The following is a 12,005-nucleotide window of genomic DNA, read 5'->3' as shown; positions in this document are numbered from 1 at the left end:
AATTCCCCCCCGTTCCACATCCAGAGCATCCGCGCCATGTCCATTAGGCGCAACCTGGTTTGGAGCGCCGGGGCGCAGGTGCTGTTTTTCGGCCTGCAGTTTGGCACCCAGGTCGTGGTCACTCGGCTGCTGTCGCCCTACGAGGTGGGCGTCTATGCCGTGGCCCTTTCAACCAACGGCCTTCTGGCCACGCTCCAGACGTTTGGCTTGCTCAGCCTTCTGGTTCGCGAGACGGAACTCGACGAAGCCTTGATCGACACGGCGTTCACGATCAACGCCGCGCTGAACGGGCTGCTGGCGCTGCTGGTCTTCCTGGCCAGCTTCGTGGCGGCCCGCATCTATGCCGAGCCGGGCGTCGGATCGGTCATGGCCCTGATCGCCGTCGCCCCGCTGGTCAGCATCTTCGAACTGCGCCCTTCAGGTCTGCTGCAGCGAGACTTGCAGTTCTCCAAAATCGCGATCGTCTCAGCCAGCAAGGCGACGGTGGCGTCCGGCGTCACAATCCTCGGGGTTCTGGCGGGCCACAGCTATATGAGCATGGCGTGGGGCAATCTGGCTGGAGCGGTCGCCGCCGTGGTGATCGTCAACGTCTTTGGTCACCAGCACATCGCTTTGCGGCTCAGCCTGGCGCGCTGGCGTAAGGTAGTGACCTTTGGCCTGCGCATGATGGCGATCGGCGGGGTCAACACGCTGTCGACCCGGCTGGGCGAACTGATCCTGGGACGTCTGCTGGGCCTTGGCGCCTTGGGCCTGTTCTCCCGGGCCGGCACGCTGCACAGCGTCCTGTGGGACAACATCCATACGGTTTTCACCAAGGTCGTCTTCGCCGATCTCGCCGAGCAGCAACGCAAGGCGGGCTCGCTTCGCGAGGCCTATCTGGGCATCCTGGCTAATATGACCGCGCTGCTCTGGCCGGTGTTCGCCGGCGTGGCGGTGCTCTCCGGACCGCTGGTGCACCTGCTCTACGGTCCCAAATGGGCAGGCGCCGCGCCCCTGCTCTCCCTGCTCGCCTTGGCCGGGGTCCTGCTCACCTGCGTGACCATGACCTGGGAGGTCTTCGTCATCCGTGACGAGACCAAGCTCCAGGTGAACATCGAGTATCGCCGGGCGGGACTTAGCCTGGCCTATTTCACCGGCGGAGCGATGGCGGGGGGCGTGCTAGGGGCCGCCGCCGCCCGGATCGTCGACGCGGCCACCGCGATCATCCTGTACCGCCCGCCGCTGGCCCGGCTGACGGACACCACGACCGCCGACGTCATCCCGATCTATGGCCGGTCTCTACTGCTGGCCCTCGCGGCGATCGCGCCGGCCGGCGGCCTGATGCTGGCGGTGCACGGCGATCCGGCTGTACCCCTTTGGCAGGTGGCGATCTCAGTGGTGCTCGGGATGGCCTTCTGGGCGGTCGCTCTGATCCTTTGCCGTCACCCCCTCGTCCAAGAAGCCAGCCGCCTCCTTAAGCGGTTCAAGCCTGGGTAGGGATCTCGACGTCAGGCCCGCGCGGCGGCGCTTGGCTGCAAGCGGCCGCCCACGGCGGCGACGAGCAGGTTGCGTGCACGGGCTGGTCGGCCGGCGAGGAGCTCGCGAACGACCGCGCGGCCGAGGTTAGGCAGGGCCAGGAGCAGGAGTCCGGGATGGTGGCGGCGCAGGAAGCGGAACTTGCTGCGCGTCAGGTAAAATTCCGAGAGCATCGAAGACTGCCCATCATCGCTGGTGCCGATCGACATGCCGACCCGGTGATAGACCTTGGCCGCGTCGCAATAGCCCAGCCGGAATCGGCCCGCGGCTCGGACCGCCCAGTCAATCTCCTCCCAATAGAGGAAGTAGCCCTCGTCCATATAGCCGACGGTCTCGATCAGGGTTCGCCGGACCAGAGCCGCCGCGCCATTGACGTAGCTGAGCGTCGCCTCGACCGCGCCGGCGTCGACTGGCGTCTGGGCGGACGAGCCCATGCCGATCAGTTCGCAGCGGGCCCGGCCGCGCAGGAACCGGCCGCCGCCCAGCGACTGCACGCGATCGGGGTTCTCAAGATAGACCACCTTGGCGCCGCAGATGCCGATGGCCGGGTCCTGGGCCATGCGCTCCAGCAGCCTGGTCATGGCGTCTGGTTCAACCCGGGTGTCGTTGTTCAGGATCCATACGTACTCCACGTCGGGTTCGGCCAGGGCCAGGCGGGCGCCGACATTGTTGCCTGCAGCATAGCCGCCGTTGCGGCCGGTCTGGACCACCCACAGTCGGCGACTCGCATCGTCAACGTGCGGAGGCGTGGCCAGGGTCGAGGCCTCAAGCGCCCCTTGGACGAAAGGTCGCATGCCGCGAGCGACGCGGTGCTGGTTGATCGTAGGGAGTTGCTCGGCCAGGCTTGCCCCGATCGCCTCGAAGGAACCATCGCCCGAAGCGTTGTCGCAGACGATGATGTCCAAGTTCTCGTGGTCCAATGCCGCAGCGCTCAACGCGCACTGGACGGTGTCGGCGGCCGCCCGCCAATTGAGGATGATCACGGCGGCCCGGGGATTGGCTTGGCTTTGCGTCACGCGAAGTTCACCGTCATTTCGGCCTTCCACCTCGTCTTCGATGCGACGCCCCCCGCCCCCGCCGGGCGCGCCTAGCGCGGCTTGATGCTCAGGTTCTTGAAATTGGCGGCGAAAGGCTCCCTGGCCGAAGCCCTGTAGACGCCTTCCTTCCAGTATGGACCGACGATGTCCTCAAAGCCCAGGGGGCCTTGATAGTCGACCAGTCGACGGCCGTCGCGGAAGACTTGCAGGAAGCCGTCGCCGGACGGTCCGAACTTCACCCGGATGCGCATCCGGTACCAGTGGCCGCGCTTGATCGGCCGCTCATCGGTGTAGTGGGCGTGGTAGGTGGTGGTCTCGCGGCTGGCGAGGCGATTGGGATCGTCGCGGGTGATGATCCGCATGCGCTCGCCGACCATCTCGATCGCGAACGGCGGACTGTGCCCCGGCTCGCCCGGATCGGGCGTGGACTGGATCTGGCTGAGGGTCATCCAACTGGCCGTGTTCGGCGGGCCGGGCTCGATCATCAGGTTGAAGTTGATCTCGTAGGGTCTGTCCCGCTTCATCCGCAGGGAGGTGGCGATCTCGGAACGTTCCTTGATCTTGCCGTCGCCTGGCAGGCTGTCGCCTGGGCGAACTTCGAAGCGCGCCGATGAGCCCTTGACGACATAGTTCCAGGGCTGCCCGGCGTTCTGCACCTGAAAGCGCGGGTTCTCGGCGCGGATCAGTTCCGGATTGCTTTCGGTGCGCAGGTGACGCGGCACCGACTTGAGCGCGTCGGCCGCCTCGACGACGACCTCCCGTCCTTCCTGCGTGGACATCGCCGCGGCCCCGACAATCGAGCCCAGAGCCAAGCTCCCCCCCAAAATCCCTGCGATCCATCGGCGTCGCCGCTTGGGTTCGGCGGCATGAGTCTTGAAGTCGGACATGGGGCCTCGCCTGAAAATGAGCGTGAATTGTCCCTATCGGAACTTCGTCTAACCCGGCGCTAACCGCGACAACGCACGACTTTACCATATACGATCTCAAAAAAGAGCGTCGCCGGCTGATCGGGCAATAACTGCCAAGCTTGGATGAGGGATTAGAGACCTATCATGGCGCGCTCCGACGGCAACAAATTGATTTCCCTGGAGGCTGGGCGCTTTTTCGCCGCTCTGGGCGTCATGCTTTTCCACTACACTGGCGTGATCGCCAACTTTCGCGGCGTGACGGTCTTTGGCGACATCTTTCGGCCTGGACATGTCGGCGTCCCCTACTTCTTCGTGCTGAGCGGCTTCATCATCTATCACGTCCACCGCGCCGATTTGGGACAGGCCGGCGCGGTGGGCCGGTTTGTCGTCAAACGGGCGGTGCGCCTGTTTCCGATGTTCCTGGCCATCTCCGTGGCCATGCTGCTGGCCTTTTTGGTCAGCCCGTCGATGGCCGGTCAGCGCGAACTGACGCCGCTGGGCGTGGCCGCCGACCTGCTGCTGCTGCCCCACGCCGACGCCATTCTGTCGATTTCCTGGACGCTGCGACACGAGATGGTGTTCTACGCCCTGTTCGCCCTGGCCCTGTGGTTCGGACCCAAGGCGTTCTGGGCGATCGGCGTCTGGATCGCGATCAGCATGGTCGCTGGGCTCTACGCCCTGGCCGCCGGGGTCGACACCGTGCCTTGGATGGGATCCTGGTCGGTGGTCGCCAGCACACTGAACCTGGGCTTCGGCCTGGGCATGATCGTGGCGGCCACCGTCAACGTGTCCAGCGGCTCGCGGCCCTGGCCGCTGATCGGCCTGGGCGGCGGCCTCCTGGCTTTGCTTTGCGCGATCGAGTGGACCTTCGGCCGGAGCGCATCGCACGATGTCGACATCCTAGGTCCGTTCGGCATGATCGGGCTGTTGCTGGGCGCGGCGGCGCTGATTAGCGGCCTGGTGCGGCTGGAGGCCACCTGGACCATGCCCGCGCCCGGCTTCTGGAAGGCGGCCGGCGGGTCGTCCTACGTTCTCTATCTAATCCACCAGCCGCTGGCTTCCCTGGCCCTGCGCCTTCTCAAGCGCCTGCCCCTGTCAGCCGAAGCGATGTTCGTGATCCTTGCGCTCGTGGCGGTGGCGACGGCCCTGGTCATCCATTTGACCGTCGAGAAGTGGCTGCTCAGGCGCCTGTCCACGTTGGGCCGCAGGAGCGAGCCTCCAACCGTGACGGCGGAGGCGGCGCTGGCGCTCGCTCCGGCCCCGAACGCAGGCTTGTCCTTGACGACCCCGCGGCCGCCCGGGCAAAGCCAGCGATAGGTCAGCTGCTGACGCCCCCCTCCGCCGAAGACACGACCCGGCCAAAGCACGGACGCCCCGGTGAAAAAGAAACGAGTTGCGATCGTCATTCCCGAAGGCCTTTCGGGCCGCGGCGGGATTGTGCGCGTGACGGCCTATCTAACGCGCCATATCCAGGCGCACATCCCCGATATCGAGACGCACGTCTATCGCTCGCGCTACAGCGACAACGCTGTGCTCAAGCACCTCACCGCCCCGTTCGCCCTGGCCGCCTTCGCGCTGCAATGCGGGATCGGACGCATCGACGTGGCGCACCTCAACGTCGCGCCGCGCGGATCGACCTTGCGCAAGCAGCTCTACCAGGCCGTGGCCAAGGCGCTGGGCATGCGGACGGTCCTGCACCTCCACGGCAGCGGCTATGACGAGTTCTACGCTGACCTGACGGTCAAGCATCAGGCCGCCGTGCGGGCGTTTTTCGCCCGGGCCGACGCGGTCGTGGCCCTGGGCGACCACTGGAAACGGTTCATGCTGACCGAGCTGCGGCTGCCGCTGGCCAAGGTGGTCGAGATCCCCAACGGCGTGCCAGCCGCCCCCGCCGTCGCGCGGGCGCCCAACGCTGTTCCGGCGATCGCCTTCCTGGGCGAGGTGGGCCATCGCAAGGGCGTGGACGTCCTAATCGACGCCCTGGCCCAGCTCAAGGCCGACGGCCTGGACTTCGCCGTCACGATCGGCGGCAACGGCGACCTGGAGACGGCCCGCGCTCATGCCGAGCGCGCGGGCGTGCTCGACCGGATCGACTTTCCAGGCTGGGTGGACGAGGCGGGCGCCGACAAAGTGCTACGGGGCGCCGACCTGCTGGTCCTACCCTCCCGCGCCGAGAACCAGCCCGTGGCGATCTTGGAAGCCATGGCCCGGGGGCTTCCCGTCGTGTCCACCCGGATCGGCGGCATTCCCCAGCAGGTCCTTGACGGCGAGACCGGTCTACTGGTCGAGCCCGACGACGTGGCGCAACTGGCCCAGGCCCTGGCCACCCTGATCCAGTCGCCCGAGCGACGCGCCGCCTACGGCCAGGCGGGATTGCGGCGGTTCGAAGCGCATTTTTCCGTTGCGGCCTGCGCCGAGCGGTTCGCCGAGCTCTACAGGTCGCTGTGACGACCGCGGCCGCCCGGGCTGGACTTCGCGTCGGCGGCGTCGCGCTCAAGCGGCGGGCGACCGCGTGCGATTTCCGCTTCGCCCGCGCTCGGAGCGCGGTCTGCCCGCGCCGCAGGGCCTTTCACGCCTTGCCTTGCGCGGGTCGAACGAAGACAACCGGACCCGCATGATCCAGGAAGCCGCGCCTAACGCCGCCCGCGCCCCCGAGCCTGTCGGTTCGCCGACAACCTGGACCGGCGCCTACAGACCGGACATCGACGGTCTGCGCGCGATCGCTGTGCTGGCCGTGGTAGTGTTCCATGCCGGCTTCCACGGACTGCTCGGCGGCTTCATCGGCGTGGACGTGTTCTTCGTCATCTCCGGCTACCTGATCGGCGGTCAGGTCTTCCGCGAGGCCGTCGCCGGCGAATTCCGCTTCTCGCAATTCTACGCCCGGCGGGTGCGGCGCATCCTGCCGGCCCTCTATGCGCTACTGGCCGTCCTGTTCGGCCTGGGCGCCTTGCTGCTGACGCCGCTTGAGCTGCGGGAACTGGGCAAGGAGGCCTTCGCGGCCGTCTTCGGCGCCTCCAACCTCCTGTTCTACACGGCCGGCGGCTATTTCGACCCCGCCTCCGACCACCTACCGCTGCTGATGAGCTGGTCGCTGGGCGTTGAGGAGCAGTTCTACATCGTCTTCCCGATTCTAGTGCTGCTGTGCCTGAGGATCAGGCCGCGGCTGTTCATGCCCATCCTGGTCCTGGGAACCCTGGTCTCATTCGCCGGCTCGATCGCGCTGACGCACCTGGATCCGAAGGCGGCCTTCTACCTGCTGCCGACCCGCGCCTGGGAGCTGGGCCTGGGCGCGGTTCTGGCGCTGTCCGAACGCCGCGCGAGCGCCTGGACGATCCCGCGCCCGGTCGCCGACGTCTCAGCGGTCGCCGCCGTCGCGGCCCTGGCGGCGGCCATGGCGCTCTACCGGCCCGCCTACGCCTTTCCCGGCTGGTACGCCCTGATCCCGACGCTGGCCACGGCAATCTTGATCGCCACGCCCGGCAGCCTGTTCAACCGCCGGGTCCTGTCTTGGAGTCCCTTCGTCTTCATCGGCAAGATCTCCTATTCTTGGTACCTGTGGCACTGGCCGCTGTTCTTCCTGAACCGCATCCTGGCGCCGAACGGCCAGGGCCTGCCGCCCCTGGCCCTGCTGGTGCTGTCCCTGGTCCCGGCGACGGCTTCGTGGCGGTGGGTGGAACAGCCCTTCCGTCGCCGCGTCCTTGGGGAGAAGACCGTCCTGATGCGCTACGGCGCCGTCGCGATGCTGATCGCGCTGCCCGCCCTGCTCTTCTTCCTGGCCGACGGCTGGCCGGGCCGGTTCTCGCCGGCCGTGCGGCAAATGTCCCGGACGGTCAGCGATGCCCGGGCCGACCCCTGCCTGGCCCCCTACGGGGCCGTATCGCCGCAGGATCCGGCGACCTGCCTGCCGGCGTCCGCGGGTCCCCGCGTCTTGGTGCTGGGCGACAGCCACGGCAGCGCGATCGCGCCCGGCTTCAAGGCGCTGGCGGCGCGCGACGGCTTCGGTTTCGGCCAGATCACCAAGTCCTCGTGCCCGTCGCTGTGGGGCTTCGTTCGCGAAGAGCCTGGCCGCCCAGGTCACCGGGCGCAGTGCCTGGCCTTCCAGCGCGAGACCTTCACCTATGTCGAGCGCCATCCGGAAATCCAGGTCGTTGTGCTGGCCAGCTACTGGCCCTCGGACATGACCTTGGTCGACAGCCAGGGCGCGACCGTTCCGCTGGCCGATGCACTGAACGATACGGTGGCGCGTCTAACGGCGGCCGGGCGGCGCGTGGTCCTGGTCGACGACGTCCCGTCCTTCCGTTTCGATCCCTACAGTCGCATGGTCGGCGACATGATGCCCGCCAGAGCCGCAGCGCAGCGCTGGTTCGCACGCACACCAGGGGTCTTCACCGCCCATGGCGACGAGATCTTCGATGATCCGGCGACGCCCGTGCTGCGCTCGGTCGCCAACGGGCGCCCAGGCGTGACCTTCTTGGACACGAAGGCCCGGCTGTGCGGGCAGGAAGGCTGTCGTTACGGCGCACCTGACAGGCTCTACTATTTCGACTTCCAGCACCTGACCGCAATGGGCGCCGGCGCAGCCACTGAAGGTTTCGCCTTGCGCGCGTCGGCCGCTTCGGCCAGTAGCCGCTAAGTCTAGAGTGGATTGATCTAGTGATTACCCGCCGGCGCACACGAACTGAACTGTACGGCCGCCGCCTCGAAGCGAAGGCTCCCTGATGTTGCCTGATTTGGCGCGCACTGATACCAGTTCCCCACGATCGGAAGCGATCGCCGCTTCGTCGCTCACCAACATCAGCAAAGCCGAATTCGTGCATCCGACCGCCACACCGAAGCCATGGCTGGCCAGGCTGGCGACAACGCTCGCGCTGGTGATATTCCTGATCGCGTTCGTGGCCCACCAGGGCCGCATCAGCTTCTACGCCGGCCCCAACGGCCGCACGGTCGCCCTGGGTCTGGAGCTGCTGACTCTTGGCCTGGCCTCGGCTATCTGCATCGTCTATCGCCAGTACGGCATCGTCCTGTGGAGCGTCATCGCGACCATCTATGCGGCTTCGCAGGTCTACTGGTTCTCGACGGCCTGGGGGCGCGACGCCAACCTCAACGCCATTTCGGTCTATATTGGGCTCTTCTCCTCTGTCATCTTCGTTGCGGCCCTGGTCAACCTCGAGCGCAAGACCCTCATCAACGTTCTGTTCGGTGTGGCGTTGGTCTACGCGCTCTTCTACCTGGCGCTCAGCCTGGGCCTTGGAGGCCTGAAAGCGCCGACCGACCCCGGCGCGGAAAAGCTGTTCATCGCCGCGGACCTGCGGATTGGCCGCCCTTCGCGCTTTGCGATGATGTCGTCCCTGATGGTGTTTGGCCTGTGCCTGTCGTTCACTCGGGCCTTCGTCACCAAAAAGTGGCTCTACTTGCTGACCTTCGCCCTGTTCGCGGCCGGCATCTGGCTTTCGTATTTCCGCGCGGTGACGGCGGTCACGATCTTCGCGCTCGGGACCTACACCGTGCTGCGGAACACTAAGCGGGTCGGCGTCCTTTGCTTCCTGGCCTTCTTTGCCGTTTCGCTGGTGCTGATCGTCGGCCTGAACGATCACGCGTTCCGTCCCTTCGACATGTTCGGGAGCAACGATTCCTCGGCCACGATCCGTTCGCTGTCGTATGAGGCCACCAAGTACTTCGTGCGAGACTATTGGCTGTTCGGCGTTGGCCTGGCCAGCAGCCGCGACGACACCATCAACCTGATGGCGACGACCACCTTCTTCTTCTCGGATATCGGCGCGGTGGGGGTTTTCTACACCGGCGGCGTCGTCGGCCTGATCATCTTCATGATGATCAGCGCCATCAGCGCTTTCTCCGGCTTCTTCCTCCAGGCTCTGGGCTTCGAGCGCGCGGACGCCGACGGCCTGGCGCTGGCCGGCTGCGCCTGCACCTCCCTGGGCATCATCGCCCCCGATCTGTGGTCGGGATCCTCGACCGTGCTGTCGGCGATTTTCATCGCCGCCTTCTATGTCTACCTGAAGAACCGGCCGACCCGACCCGGCCGCCCGCTCCCCTGGCTAGGGGGTGGAGTTCGGTACCCGTCGTTCGCCCCGCGGGCGCTTGCCCCAGAGGTCCAGAAAGCGCCCTTTCAGGCGCAGGAAGGGTTGCTCGATCAGCCTGTAGGACAGGTGCGCGGCCAGGAGTGAGGCCACGACCGTCACGACGTCGGTGAGCCGCGAGCGCAGTCCAGCGAACGAGAAGATCATCAGGATCGGAAAGTGCCATAGGTAGAGGCTGTAGGACCTCTTGCCGATCCAGAGAGCGACTGGCGACTTCAGCCAAGCGACGAACGGCGCGCGATCGTCCACCGCCAAAGCCACCAACCAGGCCGCGGAAAGCGCCACCAGGGTGAAGCCTCCATAGCCCAGGAAGGGCGCGGACCACGGGGTGGAAGCCGCGACCACGATCAAGACGAACACGGGAACCGGCCAGGCCTTGAGCAGAATGGCCGGCAGCCTTCGCACGCCCGACAAGGCCAGGGCCGCGCCCAGCAGCAAGCCGTCGGCGCGCGTGTCCGTGCCGTTGTACAGACGCTCGGGGCTGGCGCCGTTCCACGCTAGGAAACCGCGCCAGGCCGCCAGGGCCAGCATCACCCCGATCAGCACCATGGCGTATCGCCTGTGATCCAGGCGCACAGCCGTCGCATTCAACAGCAGCGGCCAAACCAGGTAAAATTGCTCCTCTACGCTCAGGGACCAGGCGTGGCCCAGGAAGCCGCCCCCGGTCCAGCCAAGCGCCCGGGCCCAGTTCATGAGGCTGCCTAGAGCGTAGAGTACGTTGCGCAGCTCGCCCCAGAGGTCCAGTCGCCTGGCCACCAACGAGCCCGCCAGCAGCGCGGTCACGACGAAAAGCGACACGCCCAACAGGGCCGGCATGATTCGTAGGAAACGCCTGGCGTAGAAGTCGCGAAGCGAGGCGCGCCCGTCGCGATCAATTTCCTCCACCAGCAGGCCCGTGATCAAGAAGCCGCTGATAACGAAGAAGATATCGACCCCGATATGGCCGCCCACCAAAATCTGTGGTCCGAAGCAATGATCGATGACGACCGCGGACACCGCCACGGCGCGAAGTCCGTCGATCTGCGGCAGGTAGCGTCCCATTCGGGCTCCAAGATCAGGAAATAGGCTTCTGACTATCGCGCCCGGGCCGTATTGGAAAGCGACGGCGCCCGCCGCGAGACCCTGATGGTCGGACCGCCCCCGGAACACGCGCTTTGGAGGGCGACTGTGCGTCGCGGTGTCGATCCCGGCGACGGAAGATTGGCTGAAGTCCCAACGCGCGATAAGGCTCTGAGCGTTGGCGAAATCCGATTTGGCCAGCGTCATTCCATTGGAGCATCGGGAGCCGTCACCGTTGAAGCGGATCGTCGTCTATACGCGTGCCTGGCGCTCGGGGGCGGGCCTGTACGCCCAGGGTCTGGTGGAGGGCCTGGCCGCGACGGGATGCAAGGTCGTGTTCATCGCACCGGCCGGCTATCCGGAAGACCCCGCCGCCCATCTGGACAACGTCCGCCGCGTCCGCCCGGTCCGCGAGTTGGTCGACGGCGGCTCACGTCCGCGCCGGGCGCTCTTTTCGCTCGCCCGGGTGGCGGGGGGGCTTGGCGCGCTGCTGGCGGCGCGCTTCACCAGCCGTCGCTTCATCGTCAGCATTCCTGACCCGTTCGTTTTCGCGATCTGGCCCCTAATGTTGCTGAGGCTGACCGGCGCCAGGATCGCCTTGGTCTGCCACGATCCGGAACCTCATTCCTGGAGCCTGTCGGCGCGGTGGCGCTGGCTGGAGCGCGCGGGTTATCGGCTGATTTACGACTGCGCCTCGGTGATCGTCGTGCTGTCCGAAGCAGGCAGGGGTCCTCTGGTGCGATTGTTCGGCGTGCCCGCCAGCAAGATCGTGGTGTCGCCGCACGGCGCCTTCGAGGTTCCCGCCGCGGGGCCCCTTCCGGGCTCTGGCACGCTGCTGGCGTTCGGCACGATCCGCCGCAACAAGCAGGTGGCCCTGGCGATGGAAGCGGTTATCGCCGCGCGCGAAGCCGGCTGCCGCGTCAGCATGATCGTCGCCGGGGCCAAGGACCCCAACGACCCAACCTATCTGGACGAATGCCGGGCGATCGCCGCTCGCTGCCCCGACGGCCTAGTCATGGAGACCGGCTTCATCACCGACGAACGGGTCAACGAACTGCTCTCGGCGTGCGACGCCCTGCTCATGCCCTATACCGACTTCAACTCGCAGAGCGGCGTGGCGGTGTTGGCGGGCATGGCCGGCCGCCCGGTCATCGCCGCGCCGGCGGGCGGCATCGCCGATCTCATCGCCGCCGGCCTGGCGGCGGTGGAGATCCCAACGCCTGTCGACCGCGACGGCGTCACCCGGTCAATCCTGGCCTTCTACGCCACGCCCAAGGCCGAGTGGTCCGATCGCGCGGCCCGCGGCCGCGTCCTGCTGAGCCAAGCCCTGGCCTGGCCACGGATCGGGCGGCAGCTGGTCGAACTGTTCGACTGACGCCGTTCAGGCT

The 12,005-nt window shown here is 66.8% G+C and carries 8 protein-coding genes; 5 read left to right on the top strand and 3 right to left on the bottom strand.

Features of this window, described 5'->3' with window-relative positions; translation table 11 throughout:
* Positions 1-36: 36 nt before the first annotated feature.
* On the top strand, positions 37-1,476 hold the full coding sequence (locus G3M57_RS01260) for an oligosaccharide flippase family protein (protein ID WP_056762225.1): 1,440 nt from the start codon (positions 37-39) through the stop codon (positions 1,474-1,476).
* Positions 1,477-1,487: 11 nt separating this feature from the next.
* Here the strand turns inward: G3M57_RS01260 and G3M57_RS01255 are convergent, their stop codons facing one another.
* Together G3M57_RS01255 and G3M57_RS01250 are read right to left on the bottom strand one after the other, a co-directional pair.
* Positions 1,488-2,531: a glycosyltransferase family 2 protein gene (locus tag G3M57_RS01255; RefSeq protein WP_163228457.1), complete on the bottom strand. Its 1,044-nt coding sequence runs from the start codon at positions 2,529-2,531 to the stop codon at positions 1,488-1,490.
* Between the two features lie 71 nt (positions 2,532-2,602).
* Positions 2,603-3,331, bottom strand: a complete 729-nt coding sequence (locus G3M57_RS01250; protein WP_163228456.1) for a polysaccharide lyase family 20 protein — start codon at positions 3,329-3,331, stop codon at positions 2,603-2,605.
* 273 nt (positions 3,332-3,604) lie between these two features.
* Here G3M57_RS01250 and G3M57_RS01245 point away from each other — a divergent pair, with 273 nt between their 5' ends.
* From G3M57_RS01245 to G3M57_RS01235, 3 genes are all read left to right on the top strand, one after another.
* The gene (locus G3M57_RS01245; RefSeq protein ID WP_163228455.1) at positions 3,605-4,777 is read left to right on the top strand and encodes an acyltransferase family protein; all 1,173 of its coding nucleotides are present in this window, start codon (positions 3,605-3,607) and stop codon (positions 4,775-4,777) included.
* A gap of 60 nt (positions 4,778-4,837) precedes the next feature.
* The gene (locus G3M57_RS01240) at positions 4,838-5,908 is read left to right on the top strand and encodes a glycosyltransferase family 4 protein (protein ID WP_163228454.1); all 1,071 of its coding nucleotides are present in this window, start codon (positions 4,838-4,840) and stop codon (positions 5,906-5,908) included.
* Between the two features lie 166 nt (positions 5,909-6,074).
* Positions 6,075-8,093, top strand: a complete 2,019-nt coding sequence (locus G3M57_RS01235) for an acyltransferase family protein (RefSeq protein ID WP_163228453.1) — start codon at positions 6,075-6,077, stop codon at positions 8,091-8,093.
* 1,423 nt (positions 8,094-9,516) lie between these two features.
* Here the strand turns inward: G3M57_RS01235 and G3M57_RS01230 are convergent.
* On the bottom strand, positions 9,517-10,599 hold the full coding sequence (locus G3M57_RS01230; protein ID WP_163228452.1) for an acyltransferase family protein: 1,083 nt from the start codon (positions 10,597-10,599) through the stop codon (positions 9,517-9,519).
* Positions 10,600-10,852: 253 nt separating this feature from the next.
* On the opposite strand from G3M57_RS01230, the gene G3M57_RS01225 reads away from it, so the two are divergent.
* Complete coding sequence (locus tag G3M57_RS01225; RefSeq protein ID WP_163228451.1) at positions 10,853-11,992, top strand: glycosyltransferase family 4 protein; 1,140 nt, start codon at positions 10,853-10,855, stop codon at positions 11,990-11,992.
* The last annotated feature ends 13 nt before the right edge of the window (positions 11,993-12,005 follow it).

It is taken from the genome of Caulobacter rhizosphaerae (genome assembly GCF_010977555.1).
In the GTDB taxonomy this organism is placed as follows: Bacteria; Pseudomonadota; Alphaproteobacteria; order Caulobacterales; family Caulobacteraceae; genus Caulobacter; species Caulobacter rhizosphaerae.
This window is presented reverse-complemented; position numbering and strand designations above follow the sequence as displayed.